The 23,813-nt window shown below is 36.4% G+C and carries 19 protein-coding genes, 1 pseudogene and 1 riboswitch; of the genes and pseudogenes, 16 read left to right on the top strand and 4 right to left on the bottom strand.

Annotation, left to right across the window (positions count from 1 at the left end; genetic code table 11):
- Positions 1 to 52 precede the first annotated feature (52 nt).
- Positions 53 to 982 (bottom strand): ribonuclease HIII, encoded by a 930-nt coding sequence (gene rnhC / locus BCR21_RS02615; RefSeq protein ID WP_069644958.1) that lies wholly within the window; start codon positions 980 to 982, stop codon positions 53 to 55.
- Between the two features lie 420 nt (positions 983 to 1,402).
- Between rnhC and rimP the strand changes: the two genes are divergently transcribed.
- From rimP to BCR21_RS02565, 10 genes are all read left to right on the top strand, one after another.
- The gene (gene rimP, locus BCR21_RS02610) at positions 1,403 to 1,876 is read left to right on the top strand and encodes a ribosome maturation factor RimP (RefSeq protein WP_010760992.1); all 474 of its coding nucleotides are present in this window, start codon (positions 1,403 to 1,405) and stop codon (positions 1,874 to 1,876) included.
- A 124-nt stretch (positions 1,877 to 2,000) separates the two neighbouring features.
- Positions 2,001 to 3,182, top strand: a complete 1,182-nt coding sequence (gene nusA / locus BCR21_RS02605) for a transcription termination factor NusA (protein ID WP_069644957.1) — start codon at positions 2,001 to 2,003, stop codon at positions 3,180 to 3,182.
- A gap of 18 nt (positions 3,183 to 3,200) precedes the next feature.
- Positions 3,201 to 3,497, top strand: coding sequence for an RNase P modulator RnpM (rnpM, locus tag BCR21_RS02600; RefSeq protein ID WP_069644956.1), 297 nt, complete (start codon positions 3,201 to 3,203; stop codon positions 3,495 to 3,497).
- Complete coding sequence (locus tag BCR21_RS02595; protein WP_069644955.1) at positions 3,490 to 3,792, top strand: YlxQ-related RNA-binding protein; 303 nt, start codon at positions 3,490 to 3,492, stop codon at positions 3,790 to 3,792. Before rnpM ends, BCR21_RS02595 begins: the two co-directional genes overlap by 8 nt.
- Positions 3,793 to 3,804: 12 nt before the next feature.
- Positions 3,805 to 6,429, top strand: a complete 2,625-nt coding sequence (gene infB, locus BCR21_RS02590) for a translation initiation factor IF-2 (protein ID WP_069644954.1) — start codon at positions 3,805 to 3,807, stop codon at positions 6,427 to 6,429.
- Between the two features lie 33 nt (positions 6,430 to 6,462).
- Complete coding sequence (gene rbfA, locus BCR21_RS02585) at positions 6,463 to 6,813, top strand: 30S ribosome-binding factor RbfA (RefSeq protein WP_069644953.1); 351 nt, start codon at positions 6,463 to 6,465, stop codon at positions 6,811 to 6,813.
- Between the two features lie 197 nt (positions 6,814 to 7,010).
- The gene (locus BCR21_RS02580) at positions 7,011 to 8,270 is read left to right on the top strand and encodes a PcsB-like coiled-coil domain-containing protein (protein WP_069644952.1); all 1,260 of its coding nucleotides are present in this window, start codon (positions 7,011 to 7,013) and stop codon (positions 8,268 to 8,270) included.
- Between the two features lie 259 nt (positions 8,271 to 8,529).
- Positions 8,530 to 9,450 carry a tRNA pseudouridine(55) synthase TruB gene (gene truB, locus BCR21_RS02575; RefSeq protein ID WP_069644951.1) on the top strand — a complete coding sequence of 307 codons (921 nt, stop codon included), beginning with the start codon at positions 8,530 to 8,532 and terminating at the stop codon, positions 9,448 to 9,450.
- Positions 9,451 to 9,467: 17 nt separating this feature from the next.
- Complete coding sequence (gene ribF, locus BCR21_RS02570; protein WP_069644950.1) at positions 9,468 to 10,415, top strand: riboflavin biosynthesis protein RibF; 948 nt, start codon at positions 9,468 to 9,470, stop codon at positions 10,413 to 10,415.
- A 161-nt stretch (positions 10,416 to 10,576) separates the two neighbouring features.
- Positions 10,577 to 10,804, top strand: coding sequence for a hypothetical protein (locus BCR21_RS02565; protein ID WP_069644949.1), 228 nt, complete (start codon positions 10,577 to 10,579; stop codon positions 10,802 to 10,804).
- A 93-nt stretch (positions 10,805 to 10,897) separates the two neighbouring features.
- On the opposite strand, the gene BCR21_RS02560 is transcribed toward BCR21_RS02565, so the two are convergent.
- Entirely contained in the window at positions 10,898 to 11,791 is an 894-nt protein-coding gene (locus BCR21_RS02560) for a LysR family transcriptional regulator (RefSeq protein WP_069644948.1), read from the bottom strand.
- A gap of 25 nt (positions 11,792 to 11,816) precedes the next feature.
- The gene (locus BCR21_RS02555) at positions 11,817 to 12,698 is read right to left on the bottom strand and encodes a LysR family transcriptional regulator (RefSeq protein WP_069644947.1); all 882 of its coding nucleotides are present in this window, start codon (positions 12,696 to 12,698) and stop codon (positions 11,817 to 11,819) included.
- A gap of 693 nt (positions 12,699 to 13,391) precedes the next feature.
- Positions 13,392 to 13,562: riboswitch (M-box (ykoK) riboswitch) on the top strand.
- Positions 13,563 to 13,649: 87 nt separating this feature from the next.
- Here BCR21_RS02555 and mgtA point away from each other — a divergent pair.
- The 6 genes and pseudogenes from mgtA to dnaJ all read left to right on the top strand — a co-directional run.
- Positions 13,650 to 16,340: pseudogene (gene mgtA, locus BCR21_RS02550) on the top strand (magnesium-translocating P-type ATPase); the annotation flags it as partial.
- Positions 16,341 to 16,521: 181 nt separating this feature from the next.
- Entirely contained in the window at positions 16,522 to 17,679 is a 1,158-nt protein-coding gene (hemW, locus tag BCR21_RS02545; protein ID WP_084013198.1) for a radical SAM family heme chaperone HemW, read from the top strand.
- A 208-nt stretch (positions 17,680 to 17,887) separates the two neighbouring features.
- On the top strand, positions 17,888 to 18,931 hold the full coding sequence (hrcA, locus tag BCR21_RS02540; protein WP_069644944.1) for a heat-inducible transcriptional repressor HrcA: 1,044 nt from the start codon (positions 17,888 to 17,890) through the stop codon (positions 18,929 to 18,931).
- 41 nt (positions 18,932 to 18,972) lie between these two features.
- On the top strand, positions 18,973 to 19,536 hold the full coding sequence (gene grpE / locus BCR21_RS02535) for a nucleotide exchange factor GrpE (RefSeq protein ID WP_069644943.1): 564 nt from the start codon (positions 18,973 to 18,975) through the stop codon (positions 19,534 to 19,536).
- Between the two features lie 66 nt (positions 19,537 to 19,602).
- Complete coding sequence (dnaK, locus tag BCR21_RS02530; protein WP_069644942.1) at positions 19,603 to 21,432, top strand: molecular chaperone DnaK; 1,830 nt, start codon at positions 19,603 to 19,605, stop codon at positions 21,430 to 21,432.
- A 196-nt stretch (positions 21,433 to 21,628) separates the two neighbouring features.
- Positions 21,629 to 22,795, top strand: coding sequence for a molecular chaperone DnaJ (gene dnaJ / locus BCR21_RS02525; protein ID WP_069644941.1), 1,167 nt, complete (start codon positions 21,629 to 21,631; stop codon positions 22,793 to 22,795).
- Positions 22,796 to 22,855: 60 nt separating this feature from the next.
- Here dnaJ and BCR21_RS02520 read toward each other — a convergent pair whose 3' ends face one another.
- Positions 22,856 to 23,794 carry a helix-turn-helix transcriptional regulator gene (locus BCR21_RS02520; RefSeq protein WP_069644940.1) on the bottom strand — a complete coding sequence of 313 codons (939 nt, stop codon included), beginning with the start codon at positions 23,792 to 23,794 and terminating at the stop codon, positions 22,856 to 22,858.
- Positions 23,795 to 23,813: the final 19 nt, after the last annotated feature.

Genomic DNA, 23,813 nt, shown 5'->3' with positions numbered 1-23,813 from the left:
TGTATCGACCCCCAAAAGTTAGACTTAAAAAATCTAATTTTTGGAGGTTTTTTTATTTTGTAGCAATTTTTTTCGCTTTTTCTGTATTTGCAAAGTGAAGTTTAACGTATTTACTTAGTAATTCGATTCCACCTTTTGCTAAAACTTTAGCTGCAACTTTATCTGAAGTAGCTCCAGCACCAGAAGGAACTTTCATCCCTAATTCTTTTGATTCTTTATCTAATTCTTCCAAAAAAGCTGCTCGGCTAATAATTGAAGCTGCCGCAACTGCTACATGATATTGCTCGCCTTTTGTAATAAAGAATAACTTTTCACTGACTTGATTTTGTTCACTTCGTACATATTTTTTATAATTTGCTTCCGGTGTAAATTGATCGATCAAAATTGCTTCTGGTTTAGTTGGCGCAATATCGTTCAATAATAAATGGATTGCCTGATTATGTAAGGCAACTTTCATATGAACAGCATTGTATTTAGGTTGGATTTGATTGTATTTTTCTGGTTCAACGATTAATAGTCTATAAGGAATCAATTCTTTAATAACTGCTGAAAGTTGTATAATTTGAGGATCGGTCAATTCCTTTGAATCTCGTACACCAAGCGCTTTTAGTTTTGCAACCATCGTTTTATCGACATAAGCTGCACAAACTGTGACGGGACCAAAATAACTGCCGTTACCAACTTCATCGCTACCTAAAACGGAAAGCTGACTGAAATTAGCTGGTAATGTTGTTGCTGTTTTTGAAGATGAGCTGCGTGCTCCTTTACTTTGCAGTGAATTGCCCCATTTAGCTGCTATTTTTTCTGCATCCGGACCTTGAAATACTACTTTTCCAGAGGTATACGCTGTAATCGTTGTGCCTCCAACTCTCGCAACAAAATCTGTATAAGGTACCGTTTTATTTAAACGATTTTTTTCATAGTATACATGCATTTTTTTCATTGTATCTTTGGTTACTTTGATTACTTGTGTTTGTGACATTGGGTGCTCCTTTCAAATCTTCTTATCCATAGTAAAACAAAATAATGGAAATGTGAAGTATGTTTCTTTAAGAAAAAGCTTAAATTTAATAGAGGATAATAGCGATCTAATAACGTACATTTGAGTTTTTAGACTATCTATGGTAGAATAAGCTACAAGTAATGATACTAGTTTGAGTGAGCGGATTTCTGCTCACTCTTTTTAATGGAGTAACGTAGGAATAAAGCATGATGAGACGTTGATTTATTCCACTTTTCATTGTCGAGCTGCATGAACCAACACTTCGGAAAAATGATAATTATTGCTGTCGGTAAAAAGCACCGAAATCAATAATTCCTATTTTTCTGTCAGTGCTAATTGGTTCACTCCGCTTTTCTAAAAATCTAGTACGTTACATAAATCTCGAAGGAGGCGAAAATTTTGAGTAGTGTTGTGGAAACTGTTACCGAGTTAGTCACACCAATCTTAGAAAAACAAAATTTTGAACTTGTGGAAGTAGAGTTTGTCAAGGAAGGAAGAGACTGGTTTCTCCGCGTCTTTATTGATAAAGAAGGCGGTATTGATATCTTAGACTGTGCGCTTGTTAGTGAACAGCTAGATGAAAAGCTTGATGCTATGGATCCTGATCCGATTCCCCAAGCATATTTTCTGGAAGTGTCCTCACCGGGAGCTGAACGTCCGTTGAAGAAAGAAAGCGACTATGAAAACGCAGTTGGAGAATACATTCATGTTTCACTTTATCAAACGATTGATGGTGAAAAACAATTTGAAGGTATCTTAAAAACAGTAGATAAAGATCAGTTGACCTTGACAGTCAAAATCAAAACAAGAGTCAAAGATTATACATTTGAACGAAAAAATATTGCAAAAGCTCGTTTAGCAATTCAGTTTTAAATAAGTAAAAACATCAAGCAGAACGCTTCAGTTTTTGTTTATCACGAGATGCAAGAATCGACCCATAAGAAGTCGATCAGCTCCGTTCACCTTTCATTTAGACAGTAGGAGGAAATGAGAAAAAATGAGCAAAGAAATGTTAAACGCACTAGATGCATTAGAAGCTGAAAAAGGTATTTCTAAAGAGATTGTGATTGATGCACTGGAAGCAGCATTAGTTTCCGCATATAAAAGACATTATGGGCAAGCCCAAAATGTTGAAGTAGAATTCGATGGCAAAAAAGGCAATATTCATGTCTATGCTGTTAAAGAAGTAACTGAAGAAGTCTTTGATTCACAATTAGAAGTATCATTGAAAGAAGCGATGGAAGTTAATAAAGCTTATGAAATGGGCGATAAAATCCGTTTTGAAGTAACACCAAAAGATTTTGGCCGAATTGCAGCTCAAACGGCTAAACAAGTTATTTTACAACGTGTCCGTGAGGCAGAAAGAAATATTATTTATAACGAATTCAGCGCTTATGAAAATGATATCATGCAAGGAATCGTTGAAAGACAAGATCGTCGTTATATCTATGTAAACTTAGGAAAGATCGAAGCTGTGTTATCTAAACAAGATCAAATGCCGAATGAATTTTATCAACCTCATGATCGTATCAAAGTGTACGTTTCAAGAGTTGAAAATACATCAAAAGGCCCACAAGTTTTTGTTAGCCGTAGTCATCCTGATTTACTGAAGCGATTATTTGAACAAGAAATCCCAGAAGTGTATGATGGAATAGTAGAGATCGTGAGTATTGCTCGTGAAGCAGGAGATCGTTCAAAAGTCTCTGTTCGCTCAACTGATCCGAATATCGATCCTGTCGGAACTTGTGTAGGACCAAAAGGGCAACGAGTACAAGCCATCGTTAATGAATTAAAAGGCGAAAATATGGATATCGTTGAATGGAGCGAAGATCCAGCAGTGTTCATCAGCAACGCGTTGAATCCAGCACAAGTAGTTGACGTTATTTTCGATCCAAACAACAACAAAGCTTGTACAGTAGTCGTTCCGGATTATCAGTTATCACTTGCTATTGGTAAAAGAGGACAAAATGCTCGTTTAGCAGCAAAATTGACTGGCTTTAAAATTGATATCAAACCTGAGTCTGAAATGGAAGCTTACTACGCAGAACTTGCAGAAAATCAAGAAACTCCTGAAGAAGAAGTACATGATGAGGCCATTGTGGCATCTGATATGACTGCTGATGATTACGAAAACGTTGAGTTTGAAGAAAAAACAGCAGAAGATGAAGAACAAGTCTAACGATTTGGAGGGAATAAAATGAAAAAAAGAAAAGTCCCGATGCGTAAATCTGTTGTTTCAGGCGAAATGAAACCCAAAAAAGAATTAGTTCGAATCACGCGTTCTAAAGAAGGCGAAGTGGCAATCGATCCTACAGGGAAAATGCCAGGACGAGGTGCTTATGTTTCACTTGAACCTAAAGAAGTCCAGGATGCTTGGGACAAGCATATCTTAGACCGTGTGTTGGAAACAACATTGACAGATGATTTCTACCAAGAATTATTAGACTATGTTGAACACCAAAAAGCACGGAATGAGTTGTTCGGCAATGGATAAAGAAAAAATATTGAATTTATTAGGTTTGGCTATGAGAGCTGGAAAACTAGTGACTGGTGAAGAATTGACTATCGGTGATATCAGAAGCAATAAAGCGAAATTCGTTTTTGTTGCCTCTGACGCTAGTGATAATACAAGAAAAAAAATCAAGGACAAATGTTCTTATTATAATGTTCCTTGCACTCAGTCGTTTTTACATTCAGAATTAAGTCACGCGATCGGTAGAACACGTATGGTGATCGGAATCAATGATCAGGGCTTTGCGACGAAGTTCAAGGAACTAATCAAAGGTTAGGAAGGTGATTGCATGGGGAAAAAAAGAATTTATGAATTAGCAAAAGAGATCAATCAATCAAGTAAAGATGTTGTCGAAAAAGCACATGCTTTAGGTATGGATGTGAAAAATCACATGGGCGCAATTTCTTCTGAGGACGAATCAAAACTTCGCAACTCATTTGGAGGAAATAAACCTGCAAATACACAACAAAAACCTGCAGCAAAACCACAAGCAACACAAAGTGGTCAAGGGCAAACAAAACCAGCAAATCCAAAACCAGCTAACCAAAATGGGAATAGACCAAACCAAAATCAAAATAGACCACAACAAAATGGACAACAAAATCGTCCGCAACAAAATACCCAAAACCAAAATCGTCCAGCACAACAAGGACAACAAAATAATCAAAATCGCAACAACCAAAATCGAAACATGCAAGGAAGCAGCCAAAATATGACTCAAAACCATTCGAATCAAGGACAGCAAAATCGTCCGCAACAAAACAATCAAAACCGTCCAGCACAAGCAGGACAACAAAATACCCAAAACCGTAACAATAATCAAAATCGTAACACACAAGGTAGTACACCAAGTAACAACCAAAATCGTAATACACAAAGCAACACACAAAACACAAATCAAAATCGTCCAGCTACACAAACAGGACAACAAAATCGTCCGCAACAAGGACAAACTAGAAATAACGCACAAGGAAATCAAAATCGTAACAATACGAATACTGGAAACCGAGGCAATAGTTTCGGCGGAGGTGGAGGTCAAAATCGTAACCGTAATGGCTACAACAACCAAAACCGCAACAGATTCAACAAAAAAGGCAAAAAAGGTAAATACCAAGAATCGACAAAACCAGCAGTGCCAGCACGTAAATTCCGTGAATTGCCAGATGTATTAGAATATACAGAAGGAATGAACGTAGCAGACATCGCGAAGAAAATCCACCGCGAACCAGCTGAAATCATCAAAAAACTATTTATGATGGGTGTTATGGTCAATCAAAACCAATCATTAGATAAAGAAACGATTGAATTGTTAGCTGTAGATTACGGTATGGAGCCACAAGAAAAAATTCAAGTTGATGTTGCGGATATCGATAAATTCTTCGAACCAGAAGCGTTAGTTGAAGATAATCTTGTGACACGTCCGCCAGTTGTAACAATCATGGGACACGTTGACCACGGTAAAACGACTTTGTTAGATACATTGCGTAATTCACGCGTAACTTCTGGCGAAGCAGGTGGTATCACTCAACATATTGGTGCATATCAAATCGATATCGATGGGAAACCAATTACTTTCCTAGATACACCAGGACATGCTGCGTTTACAAGCATGCGTGCTCGTGGAGCAGGTATCACAGATATTACGATCTTAGTCGTTGCAGCAGATGATGGTGTAATGCCGCAAACGGTTGAAGCGATCAACCATGCAAAAGCGGCTGAAGTACCGATCATCGTAGCTGTCAATAAAGTTGATAAACCAGGTGCTAATCCTGATCACGTTAAGCAAGAACTAAGTGAACATGGTTTAATTCCAGAAGAATGGGGCGGAGATACGATCTTCGTAAATATTTCAGCCAAATTCAATCAAAACATCGAAGAATTACTAGAAAATATTCTTTTGATTGCCGAAGTAGAAGACCTGAAAGCTGATCCAACCCAACGTGCAATCGGCACAGTAATCGAAGCTCGTTTAGATAAAGGTAAAGGACCTGTTGCTACATTACTTGTTCAACAAGGCTCATTACGTGTTGGAGACCCTATCGTTGTTGGGAATACCTTTGGGCGTGTCCGTGTTATGACGAATGATATCGGCCGTCGCGATAAAGCTGTAGGTCCAGCAACACCAGTTGAAATCACTGGTTTGAATGATGTGCCGCAAGCAGGCGATCGTTTTGTAGTCTTTGAAGATGAAAAAACAGCTCGTCAAGCTGGTGAAGAACGCGGCAAACGCGCACAGCTTGAACAACGTTCATCAAACAATCGTGTAACATTAGACAACTTGTTCGAAAGTCTAAAAGAAGGCGAATTGAAAGATGTTAACGTGATTATCAAAGCAGATGTACAAGGTACAGCTGAAGCTCTTGCAGCTAGCTTACAAAAAATCGAAGTTGCTGGCGTTCGTGTGAAAATCGTTCACTCGGCTGTTGGTGCAATCAATGAAAGTGATGTTACACTTGCTGCAGCAAGTAATGCGATCATCATTGGATTTAACGTTCGTCCAACACCGCAAGCAAAACAACAATCAGATCAAGAAGAAGTAGATATCCGTCTACACCGTATCATCTACAAAGCAATTGAAGAAATCGAAACAGCGATGAAAGGTATGCTTGATCCTGAATTTGAGGAAAAAATTACTGGTCAAATGACGGTTCGTGAACTTTATAAAGTATCTAAAGTTGGAACGATCGCTGGCTGTTACGTAACAGAAGGTTCTATCCGCCGTGATAGTGGCGTTCGTGTGATCCGTGACGGAATCGTTATCTTTGAAGGTAAACTATCTAGTTTGAAACGTTTCAAAGACGATGCCAAAGAAGTTAAACTTGGCTTTGAATGTGGTGCGATGGTTGAAAACTTCAATGACCTTAAAGTTGATGATGTAATCGAAGGATTTGTTATGGAAGAAATCAAACAATAATACCAACTAAAGTAAGAAAGAAGGAGAAACAGTATGGCGAATTATCGTGACCGCCGAGTAGGTCAAGAAATTATGCGTGAAATCAATGATATATTGAGAAAGCGCGTAAGAGACCCACGTGTGCAAGATATTACAATTACAGATGTTCGAGTAACTGGAGATCTGCAACAAGCGACGATTTATTACAGTTTGTTATCTGATCTAGCTTCTGATCAACAAAAAGCGCAACAAGGATTAGATAAAGCCAAAGGATTGATCCGAAAAGAATTAGGCCAACGTTTGACATTGTATAAAACGCCGGAACTGATTTTTGAACAAGATGAATCTGTTCAGTATGGTAATCATATTGATGAGTTGATTCGCAAATTGAATCAAGGTGAATAGAAAAATAGAACGCTAAAAAGCCGAAGAGGATCATTCCTTTTCGGTTTTTTTACTTATTTTTTGTAATAGACTTATTTTTTTGTAACTGTATTGAAAGAAATTGTAATACTTTTTTCGATCAAATAAATAAAATTTGTGCTATCATATATAGTACAAGTCTTATCAAAGATACTGTTGAAGAAAATGGAGGGTTAATAGTGAAGAAAAAGAATTTGTCATTATTAATAGTTAGTATGGTTACAGTTGGAGGAACAATAGTACCAATTAGTTCGTTGGCCGAGACAACTGATAAAAAAATAGAACAACAAGATAAAGAAATTTCAGCATTAAAAGAAAAACAAAAAGGTGTAGCAGCACAAATTAGCTCATTAGAAGAAGAAATTTCTTCTATTTTTGATGAAGGTGTTTCGCTTAATAAACAAAAAACAGAATTAACAAAAGAATCTGAACAACTAAAAAAAGATATCGCTGCACTAGATATGCGAATCAATAAAAGAACAGAAGCAATTCAAAAGCAAGGAAGAAACGTTCAAGTGAATGGACAAGGGACCCAAATTCTGGATATGATTTTAAATTCAGAATCAATTACGGATGCTGTAGGACGAGTTCAGGCAATTTCTTCAATTATGACAGCAAATAACGATTTAGTTAAACAACAAAAAGAAGACAAAGCACTTGTTGAAAGTAAAAAATCGACTATTCAAACGAATCTAGCTAATGTAGAAAAAGCAACGCTTCAGCTTGAAAAAGAACAAGAAAATCTAGTTGCCAAGCAAGCAGATTTGAATGTTCTAAAAGCAGAAGTAGACTCTGAAACTTCAGGTGCTGAAAGTTCAAAAAGTAAACTTTTAAAAGATCAACAAGAAGCATTAAAAGCTCAGCTTGATAAAGAAGCGAAAAACAAAGAAGCAAAAAAAGTTGAGACTGCTAAAAAGGTTGATACCTCGAAAGCACCAGAAAAAACTACTGATCAAAGTGAAAGTACTACGGAGAACACAACCGCACCAGCTGATACTGAGGAAACAAATCAATCGACGGATAATCCCAATACAGGGAACAACGGAAACAATCAAGAAAGCACTGGACCATCAGAAAAGCCTACTGAACCAGTTACGCCACCTGTTACTTCTGGTGATGCAACATTCCAAGCTCTAAACTCTTTAAGAGCAGCTCATGGATTGAATCCAGTGAGTTGGGATGCGGGACTTGCAGCCGCAGCTAGCAGTCGTGCTTCGATCATGCAAGACTACAAAGTGCCTTCCGATCATTGGAACAGAGGAGATGAAGTGATTGCCTTTATGTTTGCTCCAGGTAATTCTGTCATTATGGCATGGTATAATGAGACTAACATGTCATCACCATCTGGAACAGGTCACCGAGATTGGGAGTTGAATCCTGGCATGACACGTGTTGGATTTGGCTATGCTGGTGGTGTAATTGTAGGACATTCTGCGTAACAACAATGAGGTTGTGACAGAAGTGTTTAACTCCGAGAAAATAAGAAGGAGTTGCTTCTACTCCCGCCATTTATTCAGCCTCTTGCATTAAAATAAAAGCGTGAAGCAAAACTTCTTTTCTCGTTTTGTTTTACGCTTTTTTTATTTTTGGGTCGGTCAAAGGTAGGATCTATTAAAGTGAGTTTTAAAAAAATGAATTTCTCTTCTCTTCTATGCTATAATAAATCAGTTGATACTTAAATTTTGGAGGAACAATTAGATGGACGGTATTTTACCTTTATGGAAAGAAGCTGGCATGACAAGTCATGACTGTGTTTTCAAACTAAGGAAAATTTTACATACAAAAAAAATTGGTCACGGCGGTACTTTAGATCCTGATGTCTCTGGGGTTTTACCTATTTGTATTGGAAAAGGAACGAAAGTAATTGAATATATGGTTGATTCTGGTAAGACATATGAAGGAGAAATTACGCTTGGTTTTTCTACGACAACAGAAGATATTAGTGGAGAAGTAGTTGAGAAAGTAGCGTTGTTTAAACCTTTTTCAAACGAAGAAGTTGATGCAGCTATGCAGACGATGACTGGCGTTATCACACAAATTCCACCGATGTTTTCAGCAGTAAAAGTCAACGGAAAACGCCTGTATGAATATGCCAGAAATGGTGAAGAAGTGGAGCGTCCAGTGAGAAAAGCGACAATTTATTCTTTTGAACGCACTAGTGAGCCTGAATTTGATGAGGTTAAAGGGACACAAAGCTGGCGCTTTAAAGTTGTTTGCGGTAAAGGAACTTATGTTAGAACTTTATCTGTAGACACAGGCCTTGCCTTAGGAGTGCCTGCGCACATGTCTGATTTAACACGTACGGCAAGTGGTGGCTTAACAGCAGAGCAATGTTTAACTTTAAGACAAGTTGCAGAAAAAATGGAACAAAATGAAATCCATAAAACATTATTGCCCATTGAAACAGCCATTGATCGATTTCCACGCATCAATTTATCTAACGAACTTTATCAGAAAGTCAAAAATGGCGTTCGATTAAGTCCGATTGAATTGACTTTAACAGAGATGCCGCAAGACTTAGTCGCTTTATTTTATCAAGATCAAGTGGTGAGCTTATATATGGCACATCCAACTAAACCCAATGTATTGAAACCTAGCAAAGTGCTAAGAAATAATTAATAGAAAGAAGTTTTATCATGCAAATCATTCCAATTCGACATCCTTATAATTCAGAACAAATTCCAGCTGATGACGTTGTTATGGTCTTAGGCTTTTTTGACGGTGTTCATCGTGGACATCAAAAAGTAATTGAAACAGGTAAAAAAATTGCGATAGAAAACGGCTTGAAACTAGCAGTAATGACGTTTAATCAGCATCCATCTATTGTTTTCCAAAAAGTATTGCCTGAGAATATGAAATATTTGAATAGCTTAGAGCAAAAAGAACGATTGATGGAAAATTTAGGTGTAGATATTTTATATGTGATTGAATTTACTTCGGCGTTTGCGTGCCTAGCACCTCAGGAATTTGTAGATCAATATATTGTCGGACTAAATGCCAAAGCTGCAGTTTCAGGTTTTGATTACACTTATGGACCTAAAGATATTGCCGATGTTGCTCATTTACCAGGCTATGCCAAAAATCGATTTGAGGTTGTTACGGTAAGTAAGGAAGAGTTAGATGGCGCAAAAATCAGTTCAACAAGAATTCGTGAATTGATGGAACATGGTCGAATGGAAGAAGTGACGGAACTACTCGGCTACGTTTATGAAACTGAGGGAACAGTGGTGCATGGTGATGCTAGAGGTCGTTTGTTAGGCTTTCCAACGGCTAATATCAAAGTGAAAAGTACTGTTCGTCTGCCTAGAATTGGTGTTTACGCTGTGAAAATTCAAGTTGGAAACAAATGGCATGTTGGTATGGGATCGATTGGACACAATGATACCTTTGGTGATGGCCGTGAGTTGACAGTAGAAGTTTATATTTTGGATTTCCATCAAGATATTTACGGTGAACAAGTAACGGTACGTTGGAATCATTATTTGCGGGATCAGGTCAAGTTTGACGGAGCAGAAAATTTAATAGTGCAGTTAAAACAAGATGAACAAGACACTGCCGATTATTTTTTGAACAATCCCATTTAATACTCCTTTTAATAAAATATGAATCCAGCTTTTAACAGAACGGCTAGTGTAAACAAAGTAATAGCTCTATAAGTATTTTAGGATGGTTCATCCTTTTTATTCTGTCATAATTGAAGATAAGCAGAAATAGTTGCTTATTAATTATTAGGAGGATGAAGACTATGAAAAAAATCATTTTAGGAGCAACAGTTTTGCTATGTTCAGTGGCTTTAGTAGGATGTGGGAAAAATTCGGAAAAGAATAAAGATAAATCCGGAACGTCCTCGTCCTCCCAAGTTGAGAAAAGTAGTAGTTCTGTAGAATCCAGCAAAAAAGAGAAGCATGAAAAATCTGGTTCCAAAGAGGCGGATAAAAAAACTTCAGAATCTAGTGCACAAAAGAAAAAGTGATCCATCAAGTTTATTCTGATTTTGAGAGGGAAACAAAACTTATAGTGAGTTTTGTTTCCCTCTTTTTTTGATCATCAATTTGGTTGCTAGGAGTCAATAAAACGAAGCGTTGGTAAAAGATGACAATACTTGTTTTAGTTGAGTTCTCATATATTTATTTTTAAGATAATAAATAGACATTACTCTCATAGGAAGGCTTTCGTGATTGATCGAGGTGATGTTTAGAGCATCGAGATGGCATTCTAAATACTGTGGAACGATTGAAAAAGTATCTGTGTTGTTTACCATATAGAGGATCAATTCAGTAGTGTCGACTTGAATATCATACTCCTGAGACCTTTCAGGAAGATGAATAGCCATCCAATCATAAATTGTTTTTGTCTCGAGAAACGTTTTATTAAAAAAAATAAACGGATAGTCGTTAAATAAGTCTAAAGTGATTGTTGCGTTACTTAAAATTGGATGCTCTTTTCGTATGATCATTTTGTATTCATTGGAATAAATATCTATTTTATTGATTGTGGAAGGTACATTTGTGATGGAAGGACCAATCCCAATATCGGATTCCAACGTTTCAAGCGATTTGAAAATGTTGTCTGAAATAATCGTATTTATTCTTAAATGTTTATATTCATGAAACAAAGCAGAAAGAGTATCGTTTAATTTAAATTCTAGGTCATTTAAAAAAAGAGAAACTTTGATCGTTGTCATATCAGGTTCTTCTGTGGTAGAAAGGTCATTGATTTCTTCACAAATATAAAGCATTTCTTGTTTGATCCGCCAACAATGACTTTCCAATATTTTCCCAGCTGGAGTTAGTTGACAGTCTCCGCCATTTCTAAAAAATAAGGCTGTTCCAATTTCGTCTTCAAGGTTTTTTATCTGCTTACTTAGTGCAGCCTGTGAAATAGCAAGTTTGTTACTCGCTCTAGTGAATTGTTTTTGCTCACATAATGTTAAAAAGTAATTTAAATGGGTTAGTTCCATAAGCATTTACTCCTTTCAAATAAAATTAAAAGATATATTGAAGCTGTTCAATTAGATACTCATGTGTTTTTGAGAGCGGAGAGCTTGAAGAATAGCCAATAGAAATATTTCTAAATGGACCCTCAATCATCTCGACAGACACAACATTTAAGTAATGAGGAATTGAATCTACCAACGAATAGGGTAGAAATGCCACGCCAAAATTTTGATCGACCAGATTTAATATTGAGATTGTGGAAGGAAGTTCATAATAGCGATTATCCTTAAGTTCAGGATGATTTGATTCGATCCAAGAATGGATTATTTTTTTTTCATAAATTTTATTTGAATAATTGATTAGAGGTATTTGCAGCAAATCTGCTGCCGATAATTCATTCAAATTGGCTAACTGATTTTTAGTGCTAGTGAAGACAACATATGATTCAGAGAAAATCAAGTCACTTGTTATTTTAGAATTTGTTTCAGATAAAATACCAATAGCGATGTCAATGTCATTATGTTCTAATACCTCTTCTAAGTTTTCGTAATAACTGTATTCAAGTGAAACAGAAGGATAGTATTTATAAAATTCTGTTAATAATTTGGCAATCAGATAATCAATATCGGGTAAATTAGTACCGATTTTGATTGTAGCAGTTTCACCAGTATGAACGAGCAAGTTGATTTCATTAACAGCCATTTCAAATTCTTGAAAAATCTTTTCTCCTCTTGTCTTTAAAACATGCCCTTCGGGTGTTAACTTATTATTACCATAATCCCTTGTTATCAATTGAGCATTTAGTTCCAGTTCTAATTCGCGAATATGAGTGCTCAAATAGGGTTGAGAAATCCCTAATTCCTCCGATGTCTTAGTGAAGCTTTTGTTTTTACATAACGCTAAAAAATAGTCTAAGTGCTTTAGTTTCATCTTCACATCTCCTTCACTTGAGAAAAATAAAATTCTATTTACAACCAAGATAAAATAATTTTAGATAAAATAGTTCTTTTTTTGCAAAAATATATAAAAAATTAAATAGTATATATTATTAACTGGAAATAATTACAATCTATTCTATAAGAGAAAGAATAAATTTAAAGTAAGTAGGAAAAGAGCCTCTTCAATTGGTGATAGCAAACCAATTGAAGAGGCTTTTATCAGTAAATTGTCTTCTGATAATAAGTGATGAACTTTAAATTATACATTGTAAATAAATTATTTACTTGTTTATTGTATGCTTAATGATGAATTTAAACCATATCATTTTACTTATAGCACTATTCTTTTTTGTAAAGAGTGCATAAGGAATTCTGGAGAGAACAAATCCCACTTCGCAGGAAAGACGAAGTGGGATTTATCAGAGTTAACTTTGTAAAAAGGAGTATGGATTCTGCATAAACGAAGTTGGGATGTTCGTCTATAAAACTATCATAAATAAAAATGCTCGATCTAACCATCTTTTTTTATTCATAGCTGTATTCATTTTTACGAATGATTCGTTGACAACTAATAAAAAGTATTTTGATTTTAAGTGGATGTATAAAACAACATTCGAAAAAAGTTATAGCGGTATAAGTTTTTAAGTCTATAAAAAAAGACCGTAACTCATTAGAATAGTAGTGTAATTCTTCTTGTTAGGTGAGGCTCCTATACAAACACAGGCTACTGCCCAAAAATGTCGAGAGACGCCAATGGGTAGAACAGGAACTGTCGAATTAAGGCTTTTCTTAAGGTAGCTAAAAGCTTAGGCTTTTTACGTTGTATAGTGCCAAAACTCAACGATTATGAAGACTCACGGCAAAGCGGGCTGAGTTTTCAGTGCGCTCTTTTTGTGTGGAAAGGAAGTGGTTCCCGTGTCGGAAGATAGTTCGATAGAAAGCGAATCAACTAAAAGAAAAGAGGATAATCCAGATGCAAAAAGAAATGAAGAACATGATCCATGAAAAAGCGTACCAAAAATTAGCTAATTTATCTATCGATAAAGTATTAGAGAGTTTTTCGTCTTCCTGGGATGGATTAAAAGCCAGAGAAGTTCAACGCTCAAAAGAAAAATTTGGTGTAAACAAAATCACGGATGATAAAAAGAAATCATTTTTTTATACTGTGATAAAATCTTATGTTACGCCATTCACTGTTGTATTAATGATACTTGCCACTATCTCATTTTTCACCGAATATGTCTACGCTGATCCAAGTGAAAAAGATCTTGCTGGTGTTTTGATTATGCTGGTCATGGTTTTATTAAGTGGCACGATGACACTGGTTCAATCAGTAAAATCAAGCAATGCAGTTAGTAAATTACAAAATATGATCCAAATCACTGCGACAGTCACGAGGGAAAATAAAGAAATGGAAATTCCGATGGATGAAGTTGTTTGTGGCGATTTAGTTAAACTTTCGGCTGGCGACATGATTCCAGCAGATTTACGTTTGATTCATGCTAAGGATTTATTCGTTTCACAATCAGCCATGACTGGAGAAAGCTTTCCAGTTGAAAAAAAAGTTAAAAATTTTGTTTCTACAAATAACAACCAAACGGATTTTGAAAATCTATTATTTTTAGGTAGTAATGTAGTCAGCGGCAGCGGAGTTGGTGTAGCTGTTCGAGTTGGCGATCATACATTATTTGGAAAAATTGCACAAGATGTAGCGGATGATGAGAAAAAAACAAGTTTTGAATTAGGAGTCAATAAAACAACATGGTTGTTGATTCGTTTTATGATGGTCATCACGCCAGCTGTGTTTTTGATCAATGGAATCACGAAAGGTAACTGGAGTGAAGCGTTGATGTTTGCAATTGCGACAGCTGTAGGACTTACGCCGGAAATGTTGCCGATGATCGTTACAACTAATTTAGTTAAAGGCTCTAGAGATATGGCAAAAGAAGGCACGATCATGAAAAATGTCAATGCCATTCAAAATTTTGGTGCGATGGATATTTTATGCACAGATAAGACAGGAACACTAACACAAGATAAAGTCATTTTAGAATATCACTACAACACTTCATGTCAAGAAGATCAAGAAGTCTTACATTCTGCTTTTTTAAATAGTTATTTTCAAACGGGTCTACGAAATCTGATCGATAAAGCAATTATTGAAGCGACATCAAAAGAATTATCCATCGACGAAGAAGATTACTTTAAAATCGACGAAATTCCTTTTGATTTTAATCGTAGAAGAATGAGTGTAGTGGTTAAAAATAGAAGATCTAATCAAAGTTCCTTGATTACTAAAGGAGCAGTTGAAGAAATGCTGCAAGCTTGTTCTTATATCCATCAGCATGGAAACATTATTCCACTCACTCCTGAAGTTAAAAAACAAGTTTTAAAAACAGTGAAAGAATTAAACGAAGATGGCTTACGAGTATTAGCGATCGCTGATAAAAAAGTCAACAATCAATTAGACGATTATTCTGTTGAAGATGAGAAAGAATTAGTTTTACAAGGCTATCTGGCATTTTTAGATCCTCCCAAAGAAACGGCTGCTGCAGCAATCAATGCGTTAAAGAACAATGGCGTTTCGGTGAAAATTTTAACGGGTGATAATCAGTTAGTTACACGATCTGTTTGTAGAGAAGTTGGCCTTGGAACCGAAAAAATGATCGATGGTTCAACGATAGCTAAATTATCCGATGCTGAGTTAGAACGTACAGTCAACGAATACAACATCTTCACGAAAGTGACACCAGACCAAAAAACGAAAATCGTTAAAGCCTTGAAAAAGAACGAAAAAACAGTTGGGTTTATGGGAGATGGGATAAATGATGCTGGAGCTATGAAAGTATCTGATGTAGGAATTTCTGTAGACACGGCAGTTGATATTGCAAAAGAATCAGCAGATGTCATTTTACTACAGAAAGATCTTATGGTTCTGGAACAAGGTATCATATCTGGACGTAAAGTGTTTAGTAATACAATGAAATATATCAAAATGACGGCAAGTTCAAATTTTGGTAATGTATTTTCTGTTATTCCAGCAAGTATCTTCTTACCTTTCTTGCCAGTGGCACCGATTCAGTCACTTTTCTTGAACTTGATTTATGATACATCTTGTATGTCAGTTCCATGGGATAATGTTGACGCAGAGTATGTAGAGAAACCTAAGAAATGGGAAGCAAAATCGATTGGTTCATTTATGAAATGGTTTGGACCGACAAGTTCAATTTTTGATATTGTGACCTATCTATTTATGTATTTTATTATTTGTCCAGCTATTTTGGGCGGAAGTTTCTTCTCGTTAACAGCTGATAAGCAACTAGTGTTTATTGCGATTTTCCATGCAGGTTGGTTTATTGAATCATTATGGTCGCAAATGTTGGTGCTTCACATCTTGAGAACACCGAAGATACCATTTCTTCAAAGTAGAGCATCTGGAATACTTACGCTAGTTACATCGATCGGGATTTTAATTGGAACGACTTTACCATTTACCAACCTAGGAGCAAGTATTGGATTTGCACCATTACCAGGAAATTACTTTTTTTATTTGATTCCAACAATCATTGCGTATTTACTTTTAGTAACGGTGATAAAAAAAATATATATGAGAAAATATCAAGAGTTACTCTAGACGGAAATTTTTATGACACTTTGGATTCTATGCAAGAGCCGAGGTGTCATTTTTTGTCGTCAACCTGAAGAATTTATTGAATCAAATTAGAACATTTTATGAGTGAATATGGTAAGATAAGATGCGTCTTCTATATAGTTACATAAAAAGCAGAAGACTTCTAAATTGGAGGAATAAAAAATTGAAAAAAGATACAAATGGTATTTCAGCTTACATACATATCCCATTTTGCGAACATATATGTTACTACTGTGACTTCAATAAAGTTTTTTTAGAAGGTCAGCCAGTAGACGAGTATATCCAAAGTCTTTTAACAGAAATCCGTTTAACAAAAGAACAATACCCAAGTCGTAATACTGAAACAATTTACATTGGAGGCGGAACACCTACTTCACTTTCAGCGGAACAATTAGCTGTTTTATTGAAAGGTGTGCGAGAATTATTGCCGTTTGACGATAAGAATGAATTTACTGTAGAAGCAAATCCTGGAGATTTAACGCAAGAGAAGTTACAGGTCATGAAAGAATATGGTGTAAATCGCTTATCGATGGGAGTTCAGACCTTTGATAATCAGTTGTTAAAAAAAATTGGGCGCAAACATACAGCAGAAGATGTCTATGATACGATGAAGTTTTTAGAAAAAGAAGATTTTTTAAATGTGAGCATCGATTTGATCTACGCCTTACCTGGTCAAACCTTAGAAGGCTTCAGAGATACGCTAAAACGAGCAATTGAACTTGATTTACCACACTATTCGCTGTATTCACTGATTTTAGAAAATAAAACGATGTTTATGAATTGGGTACGACAAGGTCGCCTGCAGTTACCTGATCAAGAAGTTGAAGCACTAATGTTCGAAGAAACGATCATCGCGATGGAAAAAGCGGGACGTCATCAATATGAGGTTAGTAACTTTGCGTTAAAAGGGCAAGAAAGCCAGCATAATTTGGTTTATTGGAATAATGATCACTATTATGGTTTTGGGGCAGGAGCTAGTGGCTATTTAGGACATACGCGTTACCGTAATCATGGTCCGATTCAGCATTATTTAAAACCACTAAGAGAAAATCAGCTGCCTACTGTTGAAACGGAAATTTTGACGCTAAACAATCAAATGGAAGAAGAACTTTTCTTAGGCTTACGAAAAATGAGTGGTGTTTCCAAAGTGCGTTTCAAAGACAAATTTGGTTTATCTTTAGACCAAGTATACAAAGAGACGATTCCAGAGTTAATTCAAAAAGGGTTATTATTGGAAAATGAAAGCCATATCCAGCTTACAGAGCAAGGACTTTTTCTAGGGAATGATGTATTTGAAGCATTTTTGATTGATAAAGAATAGAGTTAAAAGTTGACAACTTAGTTATAATTTTTAGGAACGAAACGATAGTCGAAAAGACTTTTGTTTCGTTCTTTTTTACTTTTTTAGCACTCGATGACAAAGAGTGCTAAAAAAGTATGTTTTTCTCTTGACAATTTAGCAAGAACTTGCTATATTAATAATTGTATTAGCACTTGAATAGCATGAGTGCTAATGAAGGGTGGTAACTATGATAACAGAAAGACAAAAGAATATTTTGCGACTTATCATCCAAGAATACACAAATACAGGAAGCCCTGTAGGATCAAAGAAATTAATGGAAGAAGGAATTAAGTCAAGTTCGGCAACGATTCGTAATGATATGAAAGCTTTAGAAGAGCACGGATTATTACTAAAGACACATTCGTCTTCCGGTAGAATTCCTTCAATGGATGGTTATCGCTACTATGTGGATCATTTATTGAGTCCTACTGAAATCGAACATGATGAATTAGAAACAATTCGCCATTCATTTGGGAAAGAGTTTCATGAAATCAATGATATTATTGAACAATCAGCTGAAATCCTTTCTGATTTAACAAGTTATACTGCTTTTTCGTTAGGTCCTGAAGTGAAAGAACGAAGATTGACTGGTTTTCGAATTGTTCCATTAAACGAACGCCAGATCATAGCAATCATCGTGACGGATAAAGGTAATGTGGAAAGCCAAGTATTTGCGATTCCAGCATCTGTTTCAAGTCAAGACTTGGAGAAGATGACCCAAATCATCAATGATAAATTGGTGGGTCAGCCACTGTTGACCGTTTATCATCGTTTACGTACTGAAATTCCGATGATTTTACATCGCTATTTCCAAACACCGGATGGTATGATGAATCTATTTGACGCAATGTTAGGACATGCTTTTGAAGAAAAAGTTTTTGTCAGTGGTCGGATGAATCTTTTAGACTTTGGTGTACAAAAGGACATCACGCAACTAAAATCAGTTTATTCCTTTATGCAAAATACAGATGCGATCACGCATTTGTTGACGGCAGATGAAAAGACCGATACGCAAATAGCGATTCGGATCGGTTCAGAAATAGGAAACGATTTACTTGACAATATGAGTATGATTACTGCAACATATGAAGTGACAGGTCACGGTAAAGGAACAATTGCTTTATTAGGACCGACAAGCATGCCATATTCAAAAATGTTTGGTTTAGTGGATGTTTTCCGCCATGAATTAGCTTCAAAACTTGGTGCTTATTATCGGTTTCTTGATGAATAGGTGCAAAGTTGAAAATATAGAATTCTAATAATTCTACGGAAATGAGAAGGGAAGTTGCCAGAGTGAGTAATAAAGAAGAAACAAATGAAGAATTACAAGAAGAACGCATGGACGCTATCGACGATTCAGGTGTATCAGAGGTAGAAGCAGAAATGACAGAACTTGATAATACCAAAGCTGAATTATCAGAAATGGAAGACAAGTTTTTAAGAGCACGAGCTGAAATTGCTAATATGAGCAATCGTTTTAAAAATGAGCGTGAATTACTAGTTCGTTATCGCTCACAGGATTTAGGTAAAAAATTATTGCCTTCGATCGATAATTTAGAACGTGCGATGGCAATAGAAGTCGATGATGAACAAGGCGCAAGCTTGAAAAAAGGCATCTCGATGGTTCTTGAAGGTTTACAAGCTGCATTGAAAGATGAAGGCATTGAAGAAATCCCAACTATGGGCGAAGCTTTCGATCCTAATTTACATCAAGCAGTCCAAACGATTCCGGCAAACGATGAATTTCCAGCCGATACAATCGTTGAAGTATTACAAAAAGGTTATAAATTACATGACCGCGTTTTACGAGCAAGCATGGTTGTTGTTGCACAGTAACAACAAAAAAATGTTTGTCTAATATAAATTGAAAAAAATAAAATAGAAGATAGGAGATTATTAATTATGAGTAAAATTATTGGTATTGACTTAGGAACAACAAACTCAGCAGTTGCAGTATTAGAAGGCGGAGAAGCAAAAATCATTGCGAATCCAGAAGGTAACCGTACGACGCCTTCAGTAGTATCATTTAAAAATGGAGAAATCCAAGTTGGTGAAGTTGCAAAACGTCAAGCAGTGACAAATCCACATACAATTGCTTCAATCAAACGTCATATGGGTGAAGCTGGATACAAAGTAGAAGCAGATGGCAAATCTTATACACCACAAGAAATTTCTGCAATGATCTTACAATATCTAAAAGGTTTCGCAGAAGATTATCTAGGTGAAAAAGTTGATAAAGCGGTTATCACTGTTCCAGCTTACTTCAACGATGCACAACGTCAAGCAACAAAAGACGCTGGTAAAATCGCTGGTTTAGAAGTTGAACGTATTGTTAACGAACCAACTGCAGCAGCATTAGCATATGGTTTAGATAAAACAGATAAAGACGAAAAAGTGTTAGTATTTGACCTTGGTGGTGGTACTTTTGACGTGTCGATCCTTGAATTAGGGGATGGCGTATTCGACGTATTATCAACTGCTGGTGACAATGCACTAGGTGGAGATGACTTTGATAACAAAATCATCGATTACATGGTAGCAGAATTCAAAAAAGAAAACGGTGTTGACTTATCTAAAGATAAAATGGCTGTTCAACGTTTGAAAGACGCTGCTGAAAAAGCGAAAAAAGATTTATCAGGTGTTACTTCAACACAAATCAGCTTACCATTTATCACAGCAGGAGACGCTGGTCCATTGCACTTAGAAATGAACTTAACTCGTGCGAAATTTGATGAATTAACAAGCGATTTAGTAGAACGTACGAAAACTCCTGTACGCCAAGCATTGAAAGATGCTGGTTTGAACCCTTCTGAAATCGACGAAGTGATTTTAGTTGGTGGATCTACACGTATTCCAGCTGTTGTTGAAGCTGTTCGTAAAGAAACAAACAAAGAGCCAAACAAATCAGTTAACCCTGATGAAGTAGTTGCAATGGGTGCTGCAATCCAAGGTGGGGTTATCACTGGTGATGTGAAAGACGTTGTATTGCTAGACGTAACACCATTATCATTAGGTATTGAAACAATGGGCGGCGTATTTACTAAATTGATCGATCGTAATACGACGATTCCAACAAGTAAATCTCAAACATTCTCAACAGCTGCTGATAATCAACCAGCTGTAGATATTCACGTATTACAAGGTGAACGTCCAATGGCCGCTGATAATAAAACATTAGGTCGTTTCCAATTAACAGATATTCCAGCCGCTCCTCGTGGTGTGCCTCAAATCGAAGTAAGCTTTGATATCGATAAAAATGGTATCGTAAATGTCCGTGCTAAAGATTTAGGAACACAAAAAGAGCAAACTATTACAATCAAATCTTCATCAGGTTTATCAGATGATGAAATCGAACGTATGGTTAAAGATGCTGAATCAAATGCTGAAGCAGATAAAGCTCGTAAAGAAGAAGTTGACTTACGCAACGACGTTGATGCTCTGTTATTCACTGTTGATAAAACATTGAAAGAATTAGAAGGCAAAGTAGATGCTGAAGAAGTTAAAAAAGCAGAAGATGCTCGTGATGAGTTAAAAGCAGCTGTTGAAGCGAATGATATCGAACAAATGAAAGAAAAACGTGATTCATTAAACGAAATCGTTCAAAACTTAACAGTAAAACTTTATGAACAAGCAGCGCAACAACAAGCGCAAGAAAATCCTGAAGCTGCACAAGGTGGAGCAGATGATGTTGTAGATGCTGACTTTGAAGAAGTAGAAGGCGACGATAAATAATCGTTAACAAGCTGGCAAAGACCAAAGTCATCGCTTTGGTCTTTGCCTATCTTTATTTGTAGATAAATACTAGCAAATTAAGGGAAGCTATTTTGCTTTTGCTTAATTTGTGGTATGATTACAACGATGTTTTTATGCAAATAAATTGGCGTCGATCCTTTTTTAAATAAATGGAATAATAGTTGGAGGGGAACTAATGGCTACGAAAAGAGATTATTATGAAGTCCTGGGTTTAGCAAAAGGCGCTTCAGATGATGAAATAAAAAAAGCTTACCGTAAGCTTTCCAAGCAATATCACCCAGATATCAATAAAGAAGCAGATGCTGAAGATAAATTTAAAGAAGTGTCTGAAGCATATGAAGTGTTGAGTGATCCTCAAAAGAAAGCGGCATATGATCAATATGGTCATGCAGGTACTGATCCAAACTACGGCGGAGGCGCTGGTGGTTTCGGTGGCTTTGGTGGAGGAGGATTCTCAAGTAGTGGTTTTGGCGGATTTGAAGATATTTTCGATTCATTCTTTGGCGGCGGTTCTCGTAGTGTTGATCCGACTGCTCCAAGGCAAGGATCTGATTTGCAGTATACAGTCAACCTAAAGTTTGAAGAAGCGATTTTTGGTGTAGAAAAAGAAATCCAATACAATCGTGAAGATAATTGTGAAACCTGTGGGGGAAATGGTGCCAAACCAGGTACTCATCCTGAAACGTGTCACAAGTGTCACGGATCGGGTTCAATCAATGTTGAACGCCAAACACCACTTGGCCGCGTAATGAGTCGCCAAACCTGTGATGTTTGTCGCGGTACTGGTAAAGAAATCAAAGATCCTTGTCCGACATGTCATGGAACTGGACATGAGAAAAAAGCGCATAAAGTAAAAGTCAATGTTCCAGCCGGAGTAGAAGACGGACAACAAATGCGTTTGGCAAATCAAGGAGAAGCTGGCATGAACGGCGGACCATATGGTGATCTATACGTGGTATTCAGCGTAGAAGATAGCAACATTTTTGACCGTGAAGGATCAGAAATTTATTATGATTTACCATTGAGCTTTGTACAAGCAGCACTTGGTGATGAAGTCAAAGTGCCGACTGTTCATGGAGATGTAAAATTAAAAATTCCTGCTGGTACTCAAACAGAAACGAATTTCCGTTTACGCGGCAAAGGCGCACCACGCTTACGTGGCGGAGCCAATGGCGATCAGCACGTGAAAGTTAAAATCATCACACCAAAAAACTTGAATGACGAACAAAAAGAAGCATTACGCACATTTGCCAAAGCTGGCGGTCAAACCGTAAGTGAACAGCAAGAAGAAGGTTTCTTTGATAAGATGAAAGATGCTTTTGGCGGTAAGAAGAAGAAATAAAATAAAAAGCTTTTCAGACTGTACGATATTTCAGTACGCGCTGAGAAGCTTTTTTATTGTCTATGATTTTTGATAAAGCTCGAGTAAATTTTCGATACGTCTTCTTAATTCAGTTCTAACATGAGGGGGCTCGAGGCATTCACATTGATTACCAAAACCTAAAAGTAAATTATAGCCAAATTCATCTTCCATAAAAGGGAATTCAACGATTAATTTCTCAGAATCATTGGAAGGATAAAAACTTAATTGTCCAAATTTATCGATGAGCTGTTCTTTGATCTTATGTGTCACTTTAAGTGTCGTGATCGTAAAATTTTTACCGTAAAAAGGTTCTTTTCCTAATGGTTTTGCTTTAAATTCTCGAGGAACAAAAGTTGAGGATGACAAGCTTAAATTAAGCATTCTGGAAATTTTAAATGTTCGGAAATCTGATTTTTCTTCACAATATGCTTGTAAATACCAACTTATTTCTTTCAAAACAAGTCGGTAAGGCTCGACGATTCGCGTTGTTTTCCGTCCTTTATTATCTGCGTAGTCGAAAGATAATAAGCGTTGTTGGTCCATACCAAATTTGACGATTTCTAAAAAAGGTTGCAAGGTGTGATTACTAGTCCAAGGTGTCAGATCAATAGCAATTTGGTTCGTTTTAAATTCGATTTCTTCCATAAATCCTGATGGAACAAGTGTTTTTATTTTTTCGAATGTTTGATTTATTTGAAGTGGTGAAACATTTGTAGATAAACTCTCCAATGCAATCAATAGTGACGTAATATCAGCTGATGTAAAAAAATGTTTATCTATCTTATAATTGTCCATAATTTGGATACCACCCTTTACACCAGGTGATGTCGTTACTGGTATACCAGCTTCACTGAGAGAATTGATATCTCGATAAATGGTTCGGACTGAAACTTCTAACGTTTCGGCTAGTTGGGATGCACTGACTTGTTTTTTATCTAATAAAATCATGATGATAGCAAGCAAACGTTCTGTTTTCATGAAAGCACCTCTTTTTTTG

This window comes from Enterococcus ureasiticus (assembly GCF_001730285.1).
GTDB classification, from domain to species: domain Bacteria; phylum Bacillota; class Bacilli; order Lactobacillales; family Enterococcaceae; genus Enterococcus_L; species Enterococcus_L ureasiticus.
This window is presented reverse-complemented; position numbering and strand designations above follow the sequence as displayed.